At 55.5% G+C, this 17,952-nt stretch carries 15 protein-coding genes; 7 read left to right on the plus strand and 8 right to left on the minus strand.

Features of this window, described 5'->3' with window-relative positions:
* Positions 1-127: 127 nt before the first annotated feature.
* From E1H13_RS01170 to E1H13_RS01180, 3 genes are all read right to left on the minus strand, one after another.
* Positions 128-3,094, minus strand: coding sequence for a glycerol-3-phosphate acyltransferase (locus tag E1H13_RS01170; RefSeq protein ID WP_169611567.1), 2,967 nt, complete (start codon positions 3,092-3,094; stop codon positions 128-130).
* A gap of 59 nt (positions 3,095-3,153) precedes the next feature.
* Positions 3,154-3,774, minus strand: coding sequence for a hypothetical protein (locus E1H13_RS01175; RefSeq protein WP_169611568.1), 621 nt, complete (start codon positions 3,772-3,774; stop codon positions 3,154-3,156).
* Between the two features lie 404 nt (positions 3,775-4,178).
* Complete coding sequence (locus tag E1H13_RS01180; protein WP_169611569.1) at positions 4,179-4,568, minus strand: CU044_2847 family protein; 390 nt, start codon at positions 4,566-4,568, stop codon at positions 4,179-4,181.
* 187 nt (positions 4,569-4,755) lie between these two features.
* On the opposite strand from E1H13_RS01180, the gene E1H13_RS01185 reads away from it, so the two are divergent.
* Positions 4,756-5,271: a 2TM domain-containing protein gene (locus tag E1H13_RS01185; RefSeq protein WP_169611570.1), complete on the plus strand. Its 516-nt coding sequence runs from the start codon at positions 4,756-4,758 to the stop codon at positions 5,269-5,271.
* A gap of 478 nt (positions 5,272-5,749) precedes the next feature.
* Here E1H13_RS01185 and E1H13_RS01190 read toward each other — a convergent pair whose 3' ends face one another.
* The gene (locus E1H13_RS01190) at positions 5,750-6,451 is read right to left on the minus strand and encodes an MgtC/SapB family protein (protein WP_169611571.1); all 702 of its coding nucleotides are present in this window, start codon (positions 6,449-6,451) and stop codon (positions 5,750-5,752) included.
* Between the two features lie 486 nt (positions 6,452-6,937).
* Between E1H13_RS01190 and E1H13_RS01195 the strand changes: the two genes are divergently transcribed.
* Positions 6,938-7,579 carry a TMEM165/GDT1 family protein gene (locus E1H13_RS01195; RefSeq protein WP_169611572.1) on the plus strand — a complete coding sequence of 214 codons (642 nt, stop codon included), beginning with the start codon at positions 6,938-6,940 and terminating at the stop codon, positions 7,577-7,579.
* A gap of 3 nt (positions 7,580-7,582) precedes the next feature.
* Here E1H13_RS01195 and mgtE read toward each other — a convergent pair whose 3' ends face one another.
* Positions 7,583-8,953 carry a magnesium transporter gene (gene mgtE, locus E1H13_RS01200; RefSeq protein WP_169611573.1) on the minus strand — a complete coding sequence of 457 codons (1,371 nt, stop codon included), beginning with the start codon at positions 8,951-8,953 and terminating at the stop codon, positions 7,583-7,585.
* A 1,739-nt stretch (positions 8,954-10,692) separates the two neighbouring features.
* Between mgtE and E1H13_RS01205 the strand changes: the two genes are divergently transcribed.
* Positions 10,693-11,346 carry a ParA family protein gene (locus E1H13_RS01205; protein WP_169611574.1) on the plus strand — a complete coding sequence of 218 codons (654 nt, stop codon included), beginning with the start codon at positions 10,693-10,695 and terminating at the stop codon, positions 11,344-11,346.
* Positions 11,343-12,134: a hypothetical protein gene (locus E1H13_RS01210; RefSeq protein ID WP_169611575.1), complete on the plus strand. Its 792-nt coding sequence runs from the start codon at positions 11,343-11,345 to the stop codon at positions 12,132-12,134. Before E1H13_RS01205 ends, E1H13_RS01210 begins: the two co-directional genes overlap by 4 nt.
* Positions 12,135-12,228: 94 nt before the next feature.
* Here E1H13_RS01210 and E1H13_RS01215 read toward each other — a convergent pair whose 3' ends face one another.
* Together E1H13_RS01215 and E1H13_RS01220 are read right to left on the minus strand one after the other, a co-directional pair.
* Positions 12,229-12,435 carry a DUF2811 domain-containing protein gene (locus E1H13_RS01215; RefSeq protein ID WP_169611698.1) on the minus strand — a complete coding sequence of 69 codons (207 nt, stop codon included), beginning with the start codon at positions 12,433-12,435 and terminating at the stop codon, positions 12,229-12,231.
* Positions 12,436-13,032: 597 nt separating this feature from the next.
* Positions 13,033-13,581 (minus strand): hypothetical protein, encoded by a 549-nt coding sequence (locus tag E1H13_RS01220; protein ID WP_169611576.1) that lies wholly within the window; start codon positions 13,579-13,581, stop codon positions 13,033-13,035.
* Positions 13,582-13,740: 159 nt separating this feature from the next.
* Here E1H13_RS01220 and E1H13_RS01225 point away from each other — a divergent pair, with 159 nt between their 5' ends.
* Positions 13,741-15,369, plus strand: a complete 1,629-nt coding sequence (locus E1H13_RS01225; RefSeq protein WP_169611577.1) for a BCCT family transporter — start codon at positions 13,741-13,743, stop codon at positions 15,367-15,369.
* Between the two features lie 12 nt (positions 15,370-15,381).
* On the plus strand, positions 15,382-16,065 hold the full coding sequence (locus E1H13_RS01230) for an SDR family NAD(P)-dependent oxidoreductase (RefSeq protein WP_169611578.1): 684 nt from the start codon (positions 15,382-15,384) through the stop codon (positions 16,063-16,065).
* 127 nt (positions 16,066-16,192) lie between these two features.
* On the opposite strand, the gene pyrC is transcribed toward E1H13_RS01230, so the two are convergent.
* Complete coding sequence (gene pyrC, locus E1H13_RS01235) at positions 16,193-17,254, minus strand: dihydroorotase (protein ID WP_169611579.1); 1,062 nt, start codon at positions 17,252-17,254, stop codon at positions 16,193-16,195.
* 160 nt (positions 17,255-17,414) lie between these two features.
* Between pyrC and E1H13_RS01240 the strand changes: the two genes are divergently transcribed.
* The gene (locus E1H13_RS01240; protein WP_169611580.1) at positions 17,415-17,852 is read left to right on the plus strand and encodes a hypothetical protein; all 438 of its coding nucleotides are present in this window, start codon (positions 17,415-17,417) and stop codon (positions 17,850-17,852) included.
* The last annotated feature ends 100 nt before the right edge of the window (positions 17,853-17,952 follow it).

Genomic DNA, 17,952 nt, shown 5'->3' on the forward strand with positions numbered 1-17,952 from the left:
CTTAGGAGGGTTCTGTCCCTGGATGCCCCAAAAATCGTGGCCAATCAGCCCAAGAACCCTGGGATCTTGCCATGCTGTACCGATGCTCTAGTACTGCCTGCTAAGCTCGGGCCAAGCCCTTCTGCCTTCATCCTTCTGCCTTCATCCTTTTCTCCAACACCTCTACCGTACCGGCGGCCCCGTCGATGCGCACCCACTGGCCGGTGTGTAATCGCTGGGTGGCGTTGGTCACATCCATCACAGCGGGGATGCCGTACTCGCGGGCCACGATCGCCCCGTGGGATAAGCGGCCGCCGACTTCTGCGACCAGGCCCTTTGCTCGCGCCAGTAGGGGAGCCCAGCCAGCATCGGTATAGGGCACGACCAAAATAAAGGGAGCCTGATCGGCATCGACGGTCTCTAGTTGCGTCATCACTCGTACTGGCCCTTCTACAATCCCAGCGCTGGCGCCAATGCCAAACAATTGCTGTTGTACCGAGGCTGCCGCCACGAGCAACAGTTCGGTACTGGGTGGGGCATTGCCAAACACCAGGTTAGGCACCACCTCCATGGCGTTATCCTGCTTGAACTGCTGGCGGCGCACGGCGATGCTGTGGCTGATATCTTCCCAGGGGAACGGATGATCGGCCAGAATTTGGGTTTTGACCTCGGCCAGGGTGAGGAAAAAGATCTCATCAGGCTGTTGCAAGTAGCCCTGCTGCTGCCACTGATGGGCGATCGCCAGGAAGCTCCAGCGCAATTCGGCCAGCAGCCGGTTATAGAGGGTGTTGACTCGCCCCTTTAAATCGAGCCGATGTTGGGCTAAAGCGGTTTTGAAACTCAATGGGCCGGGTTCGTTAACGGATTTAGGTTGGGGTTGCTGACGCACCAGCTGGGCCAGCAACTCTCTGACAGGGCCAGGGTTTTCGTGCCAAGTGGGCACTGCAATGTCTGTCCCCACCGGGCTGAGGTAGCCATAGTCTTCAATGAAGTGAGCCACCTGGGCCAGAATTGTGCCGCCATCGGTGCTTTCTGCCAGGGCCGTCATCAGGGATGACCCATTGGAAATGCGGGCTAACTCGGCGGCAGAAAAAATCTGGCGGGTCTCCTGGGCAATCACCCGTAGCTCCTCTAGGGCGGCAATTTCCACATTTTCCTTGGGGTCGAGGCTCTCATCAGGTACCTTCAGCAGGGCCTGGCGGAGGGCAAAGCTGAGGGGAGCCATAATGTTGTAGTACGTGACGCGCCGCAAGAGCCCTAGCACATCCTCGATGCGATCGAGCAATTCGTCCATCGACAGGCGATCGCGAGGAATCGCCGCAAAAGTAGCCAGGCCTGCACGGAACAAGGTGGCTTCATCCTGCACAAACTGCTTATCCAGCCATAGCTCTCGGTGCAGTAGGCGCAACAGGCCCGGTACATTCTGCAGGGTGGAAGCCAGGGGGGGACGGCTAAATTTAGCGCCCCGGGTCAAAAATTCCAGGCTCTCAGGGGGTAGGCCCATACACTGGAAAATATCCCCTAGTAGGGTGGCATTGAAATAGGCATAGGAGCGATGCAGGGTGGCCGTTTCTTCAAAGTTGAGTCCCTGGGCGCGATCGCCTAGCACCACGGTAAAAATTTCCCCCCAAACCCCACAGGTCAAAGGCCGATTAATCGACCAGGTGAGGGGGCGAATCGTGCCAGGAATCACCTCGGCGGCAATCTTGCGGGTCCAGATCGGTTGCAGGGTGGTGATGGGGCGGCTTTGCAACAGCCACAGGGTTTCACCGTCGTAGGTCCACTCAATGTCTTGGGGAATGCCGTGGTAGCGGGCCTCTAGGTGCCGGGCCAGGTAGGCCACCTGTTGCAGCAGGCGGCTTGGGGTTTTGCCTTCCCCGTCTACCGTCAGGGTCAGTGCCTCTGGCAACTGCCAGCTAGACTCGGGCTCTACCTCGGTGGCGGTAGGAATATCGTCGGGCTGCACCAGCACCCGGTACTGTTCTGGGGTGACCTGTCCCGAAACCACCCGTTCCGCCCCCCCTGGCAGGGCTTCGATGATCACCGCATCGCCGCAGCGGGCCACCGGATCGCGGCTAAAGGCCACCCCCGAAAATTGCCCGATCACCTGTTGCTGCACAATCACGGCCATGGAGCGTTCTGGCAGGCCATTGTCTTGGCGATAGCGCACTGCCGCCGGATTGTTGTAGGAGGCAAAGCAGCGGACAATCGCCTCGGATAGGGCCTCAGTACTGGTGACGTTGAGAAATGACTGGTACAGACCTGCCGCTGACGCCGTGCTGGTGTCTTCATCGGGGGCCGAGGAGCGCACGGCGACAGGTTGGCTGGGGGAGGGGTCAGCAATACCCAGCAGGGCACTAGGATCATCCCCAGCGGGCAGCACATAACCCCGGGGCACCGGATAGCCCCAGGCGACTAATTGTCCTAAAGTGGCGGCTTTACTGCCGTACTTGGTTTGATCGAGCGGCCGATCAAGGGCCACTAAACCGCGATCGCCCCTAAAAAACCGAAACATTGTGCGTGACTCCAATCGTCCCCCTTGGGTAGGCAGGTCTAAATCATCGGGCAGTTTCTGATAAATCCAGGCGATTAGCCCACTTAGGCAGGTAACCGCCAAAATTCTGGGGCCATCAGCGGTATGGCGCAAGGCCGTCAGCACAGGTAACAACACCAGAACCAAAAGTCGTCCTTGTTGCCGCTCTCGAAAAATCGTAAAGCCTAACCCACTCACCAGCAGCGTCAACACTGCTGTAACCCAGTCGTGCACCACGAAACCCCAGACCACATTGGTGGTGCCAGCCCCCTTGGCAAACCAGTAGCGCCCCATCACTAGGCCGATCAAGGCCACCACTTCCCACACAGGGTCGTAGGGAAAATAGTGACGGGCCAACAGCACCACCGCAATGCCCTTCACGGCTTCCAGTAGCACTGCTAAAATGCCCGCCAGCTTACCCCCATGGTAAAAGGCCGCAGACACCCCGACATTACCCGTGCCAAGCTTGGCCAGGTTCTGCCCGGATACTAACCGCGTGGCCCAACCCGTAAGCGGTAGCCCCCCAATTATCGGAGACAGCACAAAAATTAAAAACGCACCCCAAACCTGGGTGAGAGTCATGGTTATGGCAGCTGAATGACGGCAAGCACCAGACCCAACAGCGCCCCGAACATTAGGCGCTATTCTTCAAAGGGTCTTACACCATATTGAAGCAGCTGTTGCCGACGAGTGGGGGGCGGCAGGGGCGGATTGTCATAGTACAGGTATGGATGGGGCGGCATGCGCACAGGATACATCGGCGGCGGACGATGGGTTTGTCGCTGTAGATGCATCAGCCACAGGGCAATAATGGCGAAAGCAGTACCACCCCCCAGCATCAGCATCATAAACAAGCCCAGAATGCCCCACAAAATCATGGTTTGGGTTTCATTATTGCGCGGAATCGACTCGATCAGGCGCACCTGCTGGGAGGTCATCTCCTCGACCGCCTGTTGATAGGTGTGTAGTTGCTCGACCACCATCTCGGTTTCAGCCCGCTGACGCTCTAGCTGCAGTTTCAAGTCATCCGCCAACTCTTTTTGAGCTTGCAGTTCCTGTTGCAGACTTTCAGTTAAATCTTGCTGTTTAGTCAGATCCCGCTCCAGTCGATCTTGAAACGAGTCAGCCGCCTGGCTGGGAGGGTGGGGCACCGGAATCGTCTGGACATCTAAGCTTTGGGGACTCGGAGGAGCCTGGGGGGAAACGAGCGATCGCGGGCTACCGGCACGACTGAGCAGCAGCGCCAGAGAAAGCGCTCCCATTCCGAACAAACAAGCTACTATAACAGGCCTTGCCTTCATTCAATCCCCAGGGGGGTAGTCTGCATCGATAGTCGCCGTCAGTTCAGGAACCATTGACGATAGTAGCGAAGATTGCATCTGGTGACCCCTGGGTCCCCATATTTTGCGGGAAAACTTTATCGAATCGGCCCCAACCGTAAAGCCCGTATCGATTCCTGGCCGCCAGGGCAGATAACATAGGCCGCACCCAAGTACTTGGGTACGGCCTGCTTGAGTGACGATAATCTTAGTGACGATAATTCAGGCAATGGCATCAGATACTGCTAGAACACTGGTACAGATCCCAGGGGTCTACCTTGGAGTACCCCAAAATTCATGGTGAATGAACCCAAGAACCCTGGGATCTCAGTCAGAGTGCTGACGAACTAATCAAAAGAGCACTGGACGGTAATTTTCAGGTTGCTCTCTGCGGTACCTTTGGTGACATAAGGAACTCCTGCCTCTCCGCCGACCTTAAGGCCGAACTCTAGGGTGACTTTTTCGACATTGGCGGTGGCCATGTCTTTGAAGGCATTCATGGTGTAGTTGGTATAGGTGCGGATAGTCCCCTCAATTGCTTTAAAGCTTTGAGCCGCATGGGCCTGGGCGGTTTGGTTGGTCATCCCCCAGTTGATGCCTTTGGCGGTGCGAGTGGTTTCAGTACCAGGGCTGGGACTGTCAGGATAGCTCGCCGAATCTGGGGCAACCACATCTTCGGTTGCTTCCAGGTAGATCTCGGTGCCATCCTCCAGACGGATGGGAACTAGTTGGGTCATAGTGCACACTCTGATGGTTAAATGCAGGTTGTCGAGAATCTTCAGGCCCACCTAGCATTCCCCAAAAATCCCCCATCCCCCCATCCCCCCATCTGTAACGATAGGTTTTCCCTACCTCCCCCACCCCCCACAACTAGCAAGATTTTGTCTATAAGAAAAAAGGGAGTACTAACAGGGGTAGGCGACCATGGCTGAGCTTATGACGGAACCCGATATCAGCAACAGCGAATTTTTGTATCCGGCGGAAGATGCCCAGCAGATTCTGAGCATTGCGATCGCACGGTATACCGAATCTGGCGAGCTCTCCCGTGCCCAGCTATTAGACATTGCCGCCGAACTGGGGATTGCCCCAGAAACCTTGCTGGCGGCTGAACAAGAATGGGATTTAAAGAAAGACGAAATCGCCGACAAGCGAATTTTTGATCGGCAAAGAAAGTCCCGGTTTCACCATGATCTGGGCAAGTTTTTGATTTTTGGCAGCTTTGCCTTGATCTTTCAATTGGTGACTGGCGGTTGGCTTTGGAATTGGATTTTGTATTTGACCTTTGGCCCCTGGGCCTTAGAACTGATTTGGACTGGTTGGCGCATCTACAGGCCCAATGAGTACAGCTATAACCAGGAATTTCAGCGCTGGCGGCGTAAAAAGCAGCTTAAACAAGCAGTGGGCGGCGCAGCCCGCCGCTTGTGGCGATCGCTAAACTGATTCAAAGGACTATGATGTCGCAAAATGGACCGTGAAATCGACTCCTCTTGATGCTTCAAGGATCGATGATCAATGGGTATATGGAGTTGCCCAAGCTAATGTAAGTACTGTGGCATACGCTGATGGAGCGACGAACTCATTCAAAGTCACGAAGACCTGGCTTTTCCATAGAGAGGACTCAGGAGAATGGCTAATCAAAAGGCAGATGTGGAATCGTATCCAATAACCCTTAAAACAAGGAGCGACTTTCAAGGTACAAAGAAACAAGGTAAAGTGTCGAAATCCTAGCTGCCTGACACAACCCCGAAAAACTTTGGTATATCGTAGGTTGGGTGGCGCGCTAGCAGAACCCAACAAGCCCTAAGTCCTCGGCGAGTGTTGGGTTTTCTCCTCTGGAGACGCTGCGCGAACGCTTCGCTGCACCCAACCTACGGTAAAGATGTGTCAGGCCATCAGGTCGAAATCTCTAGGCGGTGCTTTAGCCAAACTCTTGTTCAATAATCCGCCAACTGGCCGAGGTGACGGCCGGTTCCAGGCTGAGGCGGCTGACGATTTGCTCTAGCATGGCGTCATTGCGGTTCTGGGTCACCATTTCCGCTTCCACCTCAACCATATCTTTAGTGTCCTCCAAATCTTCGCTACGTAGCGATCGCAACCGCATTTGACTGGCACCTAACGATTGCAGCAACAAGGCCCGCACCCGCGCTTCATCCGGACTGTGGCAGGTGAGCGAGCACTGGTAGCACAACTCTAGCTCGGTGCCCTGGAGGGGTTCCTGGTTGATCCGGTGGCTGATGGGCCGCAGCACGGTGTTGGAAATTAACACGGCGATCGCCCCCATCACTGCGGGCATAAAGTAGCCGGCCCCGGCCAAGCTACCAACAGCAGCGGCGCACCAGATGGTGGCAGCGGTATTCAGTCCCCGCACAGTCAGCCCTTCCCGCAAAATCACCCCCCCGGCCAAAAAGCCAATGCCCGAGACCACCTGGGCAGCAATTCGGGTGGGGCTGGCGTCGTCTGGGGTCAGGACTGAAAGCAGCACAAACAGCGCGGCCCCAGTGGCCACCAGGGTATTAGTCCGCAACCCCGCCATTCGCTGTCGCCACTGCCGCTCTAGGCCCAGGGCCGACCCCAGCAAAAAGGCCACCGCCAACCGCACTGCAAATTCTGTCCACGCCATCCAGCACCTCGATTGATCGTCGTTGGGGTAGATTCAGGTCGACCGATCGCTGCGGTCGGAGATAGCCTACCACCGGTTTCTAAAGCACAGGTTAATGCCACCTGATGGGCGTAATCCTACAAAACCCTAAGTTTTTTGAGATTTCCCCCTCGTTACCATGGTCTCTGGGGGATCACTTTCCCCAGACTTCCCCTCACTGTAGGCAGTAGAGCCCCCTATCCCCTATTGCCCCAACCACTTTTCTCTGGTATTCTCCAATCATTGAAGGGGAGTAGCTTCTGATTTTGCTCAGAAGTCTTGGGTCAACATACTGGTGATGAGCCTGGCCCAGACATCGCGATTCTGCCTGTGGGCAGGCTCGCGATCAGCGAGACCTTCACTGAGTTCACGTCTAGCTAGATGTGAGCTTGGTGAGGTTATGGTTGTCTCCCCAAGTTCCTTCCAGCTAGACCATGCGTTGCCTGTGTCTGCTGCAAGGAGCCCAACATGTTTTTTACCGATTTATTCACGGCATTTACCGCTGGCTTGATGCTGGTGGGGTTGGCGGAACTGGGGGATAAAACCTTTTTTATTGCTGCCCTGCTAGCCATGAACTATTCTCGGCGGCTGGTATTTTTAGGAGCGTTTGCGGCCCTGGCCGTCATGACCCTGCTGGCGGTGGGGGCTGGGCAGGTGGTGGCCATTTTGCCCTCCCAGTGGGTACATCTCGCGGAAGTAGTCTTGTTCGCAGGTTTTGGCCTGAAGTTGTTGTACGACGGTTGGCGCATGGATGGCTGCTGTGACGACGATGAAGTCACGGAAGCCAAGACGGCGATCGCAGCGGCAGATGCGGGCCAAATCGACCCTAAAGCCCTGTCAGCCCTGGGCATTACCAGTAGAACCTTTGGTTTGGTGTTTTTAGGGGAATGGGGCGATCGCACCCAAATTACGACCGTCATGTTGGCCGCCACCCATTCCCCCATCGGGGTAGCAATGGGGGCGATGTCCGGCTTTTTCCTTTGTATTGGGCTAGCAGTGGTGGCCGGACGGCTGGTGGCGGGTCGCCTTTCAGAGCGGTTCATTACCCTGTTTGCTGGGACGTTGTTTATCGCCTTTGCGATCGCCGCTGTAATTCGGGGTGTGGGTTAAGGGTTATACCACCCCCACCAGCCAACCCACCAGGGCAAAGTAAATCCACAGGCCCACAAAGTCTTTGATGGTGGTGATAAAGGGGTCAGCCCCTGGCCCATGGTCAAACCCGGCTTTGAGCATAATCATTGGCAATAAAGCCCCCAGCGTTGCCCCCAGGGTCATCACCAGGGCAAGCGCTAAGCCCACCGCCAGACCCAACTGGGGAATCCCATTGGGCGCGCCCTGCCAGAGGTAGGCTACCACCCCGGCAATGACCCCCAAAACGACCCCCATCACCAGGCCAATGCGAATTTCACGCAACAGATAGGCCATGAACTGAGGGGGGCTAATTTGGTTCCAGGCCAGGCCCCGGGCAAAGATGGTGCTGGACTGGGTACCGACATTGCCCCCCATGTCCATCACCAGGGGAATAAACACGGCCGCCGCTACCACGGCTTCCAGGGTTTCTTCAAACCGCTCGATCACGCCCCCTACCAAAAAGCCGCCGATCAGGGTGACAATTAAAAAGATGATCCGCAGGCGAATGGCGTAGAGGGATGGCCCCCGCACCAGCTTTTCACTCCAGCCTTGGTCACGGGTGAGTAACCCCCCGACCCCGGCTTGTTCTAGAATGGTTTCGGTGGCCTCTTCTTCCACCAGGTCAATTACATCGTCAAAGGTGATGTCGCCAATCAGGCGGCCTTCGCTGTCTACCACGGCGATCGCCGGCAGATCATAGGTCTTTAGCAGATGGGCCGCTTTCAGTTCATCATCCACCGCCCGAACGGCGATGGTTTCTCCGTCCAGTACATCGCTGATCAGCTGATTCGGATCGGCTTTGATTAACCATACCGGGCGCACAAACCCTTTGTAATAGCGTTTTTCATCAATCACAAACACCAGGACTAGATCTTCGGCCTCCAGGCTGGATTCGCGAATGGTAGCCAGGGTCGCCCCCACGGTGGCTGTACTGCGCACCGCCAACAACCGCAGGTTCATCAACCGACCAGCACTGCCTTCGGGGTAATTCATCAACACGTTGGCCGCATTGCGGGCCTCGGGGCTGAGATTAGCCATCAATCGCTTGGCCACCTTGGCGGGCAATTCTTCAAACAAGCGTACCCGGTCATCTACATCCAGGCCTTCTAGCAGGCCGGTTACATCAGGACTTTCCATAGAGCTGATCAGCTCTGCTTGGTCGTCTGGGCGCAGGTATTCAAACACCCGCAGGGCCTTATCTTTATCCAATAAGCGAAAGGCAAGCACCCGCTTACTGGGTTCGATATCCATCAGCAGCTGAACTAGCTCTGCCGAGGGAATTCGATTGGCCTCTTCTTTTGCCGCTTCCAGGGCAAAGGGTTGGAGTAGATCGTTCAATACATTTTGGCGCATAGCTATTCTCCCTAGGACATGATCGGTAATTTCGTTATCGTCGTTGTCTTGGTGTGGATACTTGAAGACTACTTTTAGGCCTAGCAGTCTTCAAACTCGCTAAAACATCAAAATTGAATGTCAGTAGCACATTGAGCCAGGAATTTTCAGGTCAAAATTGGCAAGCAGAACTATCTAGAAACACCCCTTTACATGGAGGTGATTTTAGTCGTCTAAAATAGGCTTTTTTGGCCTTGGTGATTACCAAGGTGACGCGATCGCAACTAAACCTAAGGAGATTTCTGAGAAAGATAATCCCGCTTTTTGCCAGCGATCGTGGCTTTCGTAGGGTGGGCATTGCCCACCGCTCAGTAGAAAGTTTCCTAGAAGTCACCTAACCAGTACAGCCCTGGTTCCAGAAGCTGATGTCGTCATCCCCAAAACAAGGATGACCAATCAGCCCAAGACCCTAAGAAGTAAGAAGGCAAAAGGCAGTAGGGCATAGCCCGTGCGCAGTAGGCAGAAAGGGAACCCCCTATGTGCCAGGGGTTTTACCGCCCAGAAATAGCCGTGCCATTTTCGCCGTGGAGCACTAGTACACGAAGGCAGAAATCAACCTACTGTTCAGGACGCTTAAAATCCTTGCACAGCAAGAATTTTTCACCTTGAACTTTGCATTTTGAATTCCGCGTAGCGGTACTAGGATCTTGACATCCTGTTTAGCCAACCAATCCTGATACCTGGCACCTAGAACCTGACACCTGATACCTGACATCTAGCACCTGACACCCTCAACCAAGGTTGCCATAGTTCTGTCAGCCAGAATTAGCAGCCAGAATTAGCCTGATGATCTCAACAGTCCGGAATACGATCGTGTCACCCCTCTTATCACCACCTGCGACCATCAGCAGTATTAGTCTACTGAAGTCAACCAGCAGCGATCGCGAGATGCCATCAGAAGCACTATTTCAGCTTAACGGGCACAATAAATAATGACTTTCCAGGGTTCACCTCCTTTCCCTGCCATCGCTACCTGTTGCAGCGACCAGAGATGAACCCCCAAAAATGTCAGGCTAAAGCCTTAGTGGGAATGCTCACCAAACCAATCGACTGCGAACCTTGGCCACAACTGTGATCAGGGCTTTCGTCTGAAATACTGGATTCTTGAAGAGTAGAACAGTTACTACTACCAGGAATCTCCATAGGTTGATATAGCCTCAGCTAAAAGACAAATCTTGCAAAAATTTAGAATTGCTATTCTGAGTTCGCAAGCCTTGAATAAAGTAGCAACAATACACCCCTAATGTCAATTTTAATCCTTTGTTAATCTAAGCAGCCACGCTGTTTTGAAGGGCATCGGCTTAAACATATGGTCCGGACACTTTGCTGAGCAAGCGTTGAGATCCTTGATTTCTCGTTAGCTGGGTTGCTGGGGAAGAAGTCTGAAACCCGCATTCTACCCACAGCCATCAAAACCTGTCCGGAGTGTTGTTAAAGCGGGACAACTCTCCTGGGCAGCCGTCAGCAGCGAGAATAATACTGGCTTCTGGCTTCTGGCTTCTGGCTTCTGGCTCCTGGCTTCTGGCTTCTGGCTCCTGGCTCCTGGCTTCTGGCTTCTGGCTTCTGGCTTCTGGCTTCTGGCTTCTGGCTCCTGGCTCCTAAATTCCTTATTGTGGAACATTGTTTTTGATGGATTAGTCGCAACTTGCAGTACCATTCCAGACGATCCCCACAGTGGCTATATTTTGGAGGGCAACCCCTTGACGGCATCCTCAACCACTCCCATCGTTCTGGTGATTTTGAATGGTAAAGGGGGCGTTGGTAAAACCACCACCGCCGTTAACCTGGCGGCCATTTTTGCCGAAACCCAGTCAGTGCTGCTGGTCGATGCCGATTCCCAAGGTTCAGCCAGTTGGTGGACGGGCCGTAGCCCAAACGCATTGGGGTTTGATGTGGTACAAGCCGAAAGCCCCGCCCAACTGGGGCAGTTACCCCAGCTGCAGACCCATCGCCTGGTGATTGTCGATACGCCCCCTGCCCTCGGCTCTGAGGCCCTAGCGGCGGTGATTCCAGTGGCTGACTATATTCTACTGCCGACCCCCCCCGCCCCCATGGACTTAGCCGCCTTAATTACTACAGTGAATGAAGCGGTAGCGCCCAGTGGGGTCGCCCATCGAGTATTGTTGACGAAAGTGGATTCCCGCAGCGTGGGGGAAGCCATTGAAGCCCAAAATACCCTGCTTGAGCTCAACATCCCGGCCTGTAACGCCTTTATTCGAGCTTATAAAGCCCATGAGCGAGCGGCCCTAGAGGGAATTCCGGTGCTCAAGTGGAAGGGAAAAAACAGCCAGGAAGCCCGTTCTGACTACTGCCGAGTCGCCGAAGAAATACAGCGAGACTGGAAGCCGCTATGACTAAGAAACGCCTCTCTGATTTGTTAAAAGAAGAAGTTAATAAGGCTGACACCCCAGCGGAATCAGCCCCTGAACCCGAGGCCGATGCTGCCCAGGCTGAACCCGAGGCTAAGCCTGCTGCTAGCAAAACCACCAGTCGCCGGGCGTCGTCTGCAAGTCGGCGCACCAGTAGCAGCCGCCAAACCGGCAAACCGGCCCGGTCTACCCGATCGACCAAGACCACAGGTAAAACCACCAGCCAGAAAAAAAACGACACCACCGCCGCTAAAACCACGACTCCATCGACGCCAAAAGCTAAGGCCGAATCTACAGCGACGACCACTCCGGCGATCGCCTCTGAGGCTGCCGCTACCCCTGATCTGGCGGCAACTGTCAAAACCCTGGAGCAAGACCTAGCCGCTGCCGCCACGGAAAAGACTCGTTTAGAAAAAGTGGTGGAAGGGTTACAAAAGGACTTAGACACTCAACAGGCCAGACTGTTTGAGCTAAAAGACAGCCTTGACCAGGCCGAGGCCACCAGCAAAGCTAAGGCAGATGCACTGACCAAAACCCAGGCTGAACTAGAGGACGCTAAGAAGACAATCCTGCAGCTAACCGAAGCTAATGCCAAGGCCCCTGTGCCGGTGAAGTCAACATCGACTCGGCGGTCGGGTATCGACATTTTGCCCCGACGCCCAGTGGAATCTGCATCCCAGAAACACTATCACCGGGGAGTACCGGAAACATCGGTGGAAAAAAGCCAGCCCAATCCCATGTTGTCAGATGCCGACATTGGCTGGGTGGATTAGTACGGCCTGGCAGAAAGGTGACCACCGTTGCTGAGGGTATCAGGTTCTAGGTGTCAGCTATCAGGACTGGTTGATCGGCTGCTGCTGCAGGCCACTAGGGAACATAATCAAAAAGGGCGTCTAAGTAAATACGGTTGATGTCGCGATCGCCCTTGGCGGCAAGGGTTTGAGGATCCGAGGGGCGATTCTGCATTAAAAATAGCGACAGGGCCGCGCAGAATACCCGGTGCTGACTCCAAGCCGGGTTGCGATCGAGATATTGCTGCAAAGCATCATTTAACTCCTCGGGAATTTCAGCCATGAGACTGACACTGGGGGTGGTGGAGGAAAGGGTCACTGGGGAAAGTCTCCTTACGCAGGCGCGATCATAGATAAGGCATAACTAGACACGGCAAAGCCGCGCCTCACCGACTGTCTACTCCCCCCACCTGCGCACCTTTAAGCACAAGGAGGGAGCCAAATAACATTCACAGCCAGGGCGCTAGATGTCGCTCGTCGCATTATTCTGCCCAACTCCCTCAGGGCTGTCAATCTTGCGCTTCAAGCCATTTTGCCCTAGCGCCCACCAGGGGGCACGGCGGCATTAGGGTTTGAGCGATCGCAGCCCCAGCGGGCCGCCCTGATTCACCAGGATGAGGGCACTGGGGAACTGGAGATTAGGTTTTCCACAGATCACCCCCTGTTGCCTGTCTCGGCCAACTAGCCTGTGGAAAAGTCGCAAAAACCTGGGGAAAACCTGGGGAAAACCTGGGGAAAGCTGGGGGAAAACTCGGGTCAACCCAAAAGTTTTATTACAGTTTGGCGATTAGAGTCTTGACGTGATTCGGAAGAGGCGTTTCAGCAGGTCATGGCGCGGCAGTATACCCCCGAGGGATTATTGAGCAGCTGCCTTCTGCCTTTACTGCTCCCTGTCACCATCAGCTTGGTCAAGGACTATCCCCAGGGGCTCCCCTGGCAAGGGTGGCCACTGAATATCCCATAGGCCCCAGGCGGCGATCGCCAGCAGCAGCCCCACCGCCCCTAGGCGTACCCATAGCCCCAGGGGGCGATCGCCAGACCAGACCAGGCGAGTGCTGCCTTCTCCAGCCATGAAGCGGTGCAGGTCGGCCATTAGGGTGGCTGCCGATAGGGGGCTGCGAATGTTTGGCAGGGTGTATTCACCGCGATCGCCCACCAACGTTAGGCAATGGCAAAATCTCACGCCGCCTCGGGGGATGTTGTCGCACAGCTCTGAGGCTACCCTGATATCCACTAGCTGAAACCGTTGGTGAGACACCCAGCCGCGTCCCCCCAATTGGGCCTGACTCGCCTCACAGACCACCCCCGCAGCGGTGACCTCACAGGCCACGGTGTAAGGGCTAGGAACCAACAGACCGTAGATAGCGAACACCAGTCCACAGATCACAGCTATGACTGGCACGCGCCAGGGTTGCCTCGGGTTTTCCATCTCACCTCGTCCTGTTGTCAACCCTTCACCTGTAAAGGATTAGGGACATATTGTCATCTACTCCATAGCTTAGTCCTTGGGCCATGCCAACCGTCGTGGTGCCTCCGGCCAAAGTCAATCTACGGTAAGGTATAGACGCCGACCGCCTGCAAAAAAGTCATGTCTCAGCCTTCTCCCTCTCCCATCTCCCGACCAAAGAAACCCCCTGGCGCCGGCAACATTAAGCTGCGAGGATTTGACTTTCATCCTCAAGTCTTTTTGATTTCGGTCAGCCTGATTATCCTGTTTGTGTCCCTCACCCTGCTCTTTCGTCAGCCGGCTGAAACCGCCTTTGGGACGGTTCAAACCTTTATTACCACCACCATGGGCTGGTTCATGATTCTGGCGGCCACCCTCTATTTGGGTGTCGTCGTGCTGGTGGCCCTGAGTAAGTTCGGTAAGGTGCGCTTGGGAGGGCCTGAGGCAAGGCCTGATTTCCCCACATCGGCCTGGCTGGCCATGCTGATGAGTGCCGGTATGGGCATTGGCTTGATGTTTTGGAGTGTGGCCGAGCCGATTGAGCACTTTCAAAATCCACCGTCTCCGATGGGCATAGTGGAACCGAATACCGCCGCCGCCGCTAAGCAAGCCATGGGGCTGACCTTCTTCCACTGGACATTCCATGCCTGGGGCATCTATACCCTGGTGGGGCTGGCCCTGGCCTTTTTTGCCTATAACCGGGGCCTACCTCTGACCATGCGCTCAGTGTTCTATCCCCTACTGGGCGATCGTATTTATGGGCCGATCGGCAATGCGGTGGATATTCTGGCGATCGCCGCCACCCTGTTTGGCCTTGCCACCTCCTTGGGACTGGGGGTGCAGCAGGTGAACGCTGGGCTGGAATTTTTATTTACCGTGCCCGTCAGTGTTGGCATTCAGGTGGCCCTGATTGCGATTATCACCGGGTTCGCCACTGCCTCAGTCATGTCTGGTCTGGATGCCGGGGTGCGTCGCCTTAGCGAACTGAACATGATCTTGGCCGGCATTCTGATGGTGTTTGTGTTGCTGGTCGGCCCGACGCTGTTTATCCTGCACTCTTTTGTCGAAGATATTGGGTATTACCTGTCGATCTTACCCACCATGAGCTTTTGGACCCAGGCCTTTGAAGGGGCCACCTGGCAGCGGGAATGGACGCTCTTTTACTGGGGCTGGTGGATTTCCTGGTCCCCTTACGTGGGCATCTTTATCGCCAGGGTGTCCCGGGGCCGCACCATCCGAGAATTTGTCCTGGGGGTGCTGCTACTGCCCTCGCTGTTGACTTTTTTGTGGATGTCGGTGATGGGGGGGACTGCCTTGAATATGGAGTTGGGCGATTTTCCTGGCTTAATTACCGCAGCGGTATCGGACAACTTGGCCACCGCCCTGTTTGTGATGTTGCAACAATTGCCCCTGGCCAGCCTTACCTCCCTAGTGGCCATCATCTTAGTTGTGGTCTTCTTTGTCACCTCTTCTGACTCAGGCTCTCTGGTGATTGACAACCTGGCCGCTGGCGGCAAAGTCCACACCCCCACGACTCAGCGTGTCTTTTGGGCCGTGGCCGAGGGCGTTGTGGCCGGTGCACTACTGCTGGGCGGCGGGCTACAAGCCTTGCAAACAGCCGCGATCGCTACTGGCTTGCCCTTTGCCATCGTGCTGTTGATCATGTGCTTTAGCCTTTACAAAGGTCTGTCGCAGGAAATGGCCCTCGCCGCAGCAACGGCTAAGCCCCTAGCCTCAAGTGCTGCGAAGCCAGATCAGTCCCAATCATAGCGAAGCAAGACTATGACAAAGCATATCTTAATTACAGGGGTCAGTCGGGGGCTGGGTCGTGCCATGGTGGCCGACTTTATAGTCGCCGGGCATACAGTGTCGGGCTGTGCCCGCAATCCTGAGGCAGTCAGTGCCCTAGCGGCCCAGCATGGTGCTCCCCACCAGTTTTTAGCGGTCGATATCAGTGATCACCAGGCGGTAGCCACCTGGAGCCAGGAGGTGCTATTGGCCAATGGCATCCCTGACCTGGTGGTTAACAATGCCGGCTGGGTGAATACCCCGGCTCCGTTGTGGCTGGTGCCCGAGGCGGAATGTCGCGGCGTAGTTGAGGTGAATCTATTAGGCACGATCAATGTAATCCGCCACTTTGCCCCGGCCATGGTGCAACGGCAGACAGGCATTTTTGTTAATTTCAGCTCTGGCTGGGGGCGGTCAACCTCCCCTGATGTCGCCCCCTACTGCGCCACCAAGTGGGCCATCGAAGGGTTGACCCAGGCCTTTTCCCAAGAACTGCCGGCTGGCATGGCGGCGGTCTCCCTCAACCCCGGCATCGTTCATACCGATATGTTAGAAACCTGCTACGGGGAGAGGGCCGCTGCCTATACCCCGATTAGTCAGTGGGTTAAAGCTGCGGTGCCCTACCTGTTGGCGATTCAGCCCAAAGATAATGGGCGAGCCCTCACGGTGCCAGTCTAGAACGCCGGTATAGATCCCAGGGTTCTGCCCTGAGATACCCCGAAACTCATGACCAATCAGCCTAAGAACCCTGGGATCTTGACGTACTGTACCGATGCTCTAGGCGCTGTTATGGGTCTGGCATCCGTCACGGCAGTGCTTGCTGCTGGGCCGTGTCACCTGTTGAGTTCTGCCACGTCAGTGCTTCACCGGCCCGTAAGGGCACCAGCTCCGAATCTCCAAAGGGCAACTGGTCGGGAATCTGCCAGGGGGCTTTGGTCAGGGTTATCCGTTCGGTATTACGCGGCAGTTGATAAAAATCAGGCCCGTAAAAGCTGGCAAAGGCTTCTAGTTTATCCAGAGCACCCACACTTTCAAAGGCCTCTGCATAAAGCTCCAGGGCGTGCAGGGCGGAAAAGCAGCCTGCGCAACCACAGGCACTTTCTTTCCCATCCCGGGGATGGGGGGCACTGTCGGTGCCCAGGAAAAACTTGGGCTGCCCTGACGTAGCAGCCTTGAGCAGGGCCTGGCGATGGGTCTCTCGTTTCAAAATCGGCAGGCAGTAGTAATGGGGGCGCAGCCCCCCCTGAAACAGACTGTTGCGGTTAAAGAGCAGATGTTGCGGGGTGATGGTCGCCGCGATTTGATCGGTCTCTAAGACAAACGCCACGGCGTCGGCGGTGGTGATGTGCTCAAGCACCACCCGCAGATCAGGAAACCGCTGCTTGAGGGGAATCAAGTGCTTTTCAATAAACACTTTCTCACGGTCAAACATATCCACGTCGGCATCGGTCACTTCGCCATGGAGCAATAGCGGCATGTCCACCTGTTGCATGGCCTCAAACACGCGATCGCAGTTACGGATATCCGTCACCCCTGAATCTGAGTTGGTGGTGGCCCCCGCCGGGTAGTACTTCACAGCCTTAACGAACTGCGCTGCTTTCGCCGCCTTGATCTCTTCAGGGTCGGTATTGTCAGTCAGGTACAGGGTCATCAAGGGTTCAAACCGTTGACCGGCCGGAACCGCCGCCAAAATCCGATCGCGGTAGGCCGCCGCCTCGGCCACAGTACGCACGGGGGGCTTCAAATTTGGCATGACGATGGCCCGGGCAAATTGGCGCACCGTGTAGGGCAACACAGCCCGGAGGGCCGCACCATCGCGCAGGTGCAGGTGCCAGTCATCGGGGCGAGTCATGGTAAGAGTTTGCATTCCCCTATCATATACAGCTCTTTGACGCGGGTCACCAAAGGGAGCCTGAGCCAGGGATTGTTGCTCCAAGACTGGCATGCAGGCCTAACGACCAGGTCTATCTTGCCCTGCCAGGAGAAAGGACGTAGCCTATTCGAGGAAACCTCTATACGGTGACATCATGGACTTAATGGGTATGGTTAACCAGGCGATCGCCAGTACCGATACTGAAGCCAACAGTGGCCTGGTGGGCTCACTTTTAGGCAGCTTGAACAACGCCCCCGTGGAAAACAACAAAATCGCGACCATCGCCAGCAGTGTCCAAGGCTTGCTGCAGCAACAAAGCCAAGGCAATCCCAGTGCCCTGATGGGGGTCTTGCAAAACGTCGCGGCCACGGGTGCGGTAGATCAGTTAATGAAGACAGAACAGGTTAGCGCGATCGCCCAACGGGCCGGGGTTGATCCCGCCATGGTGCGCAACATCACCCCATTAATTGCCATGTTCCTGGTCAAGGGGTCCAATGCCAAAGGTGGCTGTATGCTCCAAAACGTCTTGTCTGGGCAGGTGGATTTAGGTCAAATGGCAGGACTGATTAATATGGCCAGTCGGTTTAAGTAACAAACCCTAGCGCCAACCGATTACTCTGCGGCATAGGTCAGCCAATCATTCCTGACACCCGACCCCCAAAACCTGATTACCTTCAGCCAAGGTAGTTACC

Origin of the sequence: Nodosilinea sp. P-1105 (genome assembly GCF_012911975.1) — a bacterium.
GTDB lineage: Bacteria > Cyanobacteriota > Cyanobacteriia > Phormidesmidales > Phormidesmidaceae > Nodosilinea.

Excerpts from the sequence above, each read along its gene's own strand:
- E1H13_RS01225 (WP_169611577.1), top strand. The coding sequence starts at position 13,741 with ATGTCTCAGCCTTCTCCCTCTCCCATCTCCCGACCAAAGAAACCCCCT.
- pyrC (WP_169611579.1), bottom strand. The coding sequence starts at position 17,254 with ATGCAAACTCTTACCATGACTCGCCCCGATGACTGGCACCTGCACCTG.
- E1H13_RS01220 (WP_169611576.1), bottom strand. The coding sequence starts at position 13,581 with ATGGAAAACCCGAGGCAACCCTGGCGCGTGCCAGTCATAGCTGTGATC.
- E1H13_RS01210 (WP_169611575.1), top strand. The coding sequence starts at position 11,343 with ATGACTAAGAAACGCCTCTCTGATTTGTTAAAAGAAGAAGTTAATAAG.
- E1H13_RS01190 (WP_169611571.1), bottom strand. The coding sequence starts at position 6,451 with ATGGCGTGGACAGAATTTGCAGTGCGGTTGGCGGTGGCCTTTTTGCTG.
- E1H13_RS01240 (WP_169611580.1), top strand. The coding sequence starts at position 17,415 with ATGGACTTAATGGGTATGGTTAACCAGGCGATCGCCAGTACCGATACT.
- E1H13_RS01215 (WP_169611698.1), bottom strand. The coding sequence starts at position 12,435 with ATGGCTGAAATTCCCGAGGAGTTAAATGATGCTTTGCAGCAATATCTC.
- E1H13_RS01170 (WP_169611567.1), bottom strand. The coding sequence starts at position 3,094 with ATGACTCTCACCCAGGTTTGGGGTGCGTTTTTAATTTTTGTGCTGTCT.
- E1H13_RS01180 (WP_169611569.1), bottom strand. The coding sequence starts at position 4,568 with ATGACCCAACTAGTTCCCATCCGTCTGGAGGATGGCACCGAGATCTAC.
- E1H13_RS01185 (WP_169611570.1), top strand. The coding sequence starts at position 4,756 with ATGGCTGAGCTTATGACGGAACCCGATATCAGCAACAGCGAATTTTTG.
- E1H13_RS01175 (WP_169611568.1), bottom strand. The coding sequence starts at position 3,774 with ATGGGAGCGCTTTCTCTGGCGCTGCTGCTCAGTCGTGCCGGTAGCCCG.
- E1H13_RS01195 (WP_169611572.1), top strand. The coding sequence starts at position 6,938 with ATGTTTTTTACCGATTTATTCACGGCATTTACCGCTGGCTTGATGCTG.
- mgtE (WP_169611573.1), bottom strand. The coding sequence starts at position 8,953 with ATGCGCCAAAATGTATTGAACGATCTACTCCAACCCTTTGCCCTGGAA.
- E1H13_RS01230 (WP_169611578.1), top strand. The coding sequence starts at position 15,382 with ATGACAAAGCATATCTTAATTACAGGGGTCAGTCGGGGGCTGGGTCGT.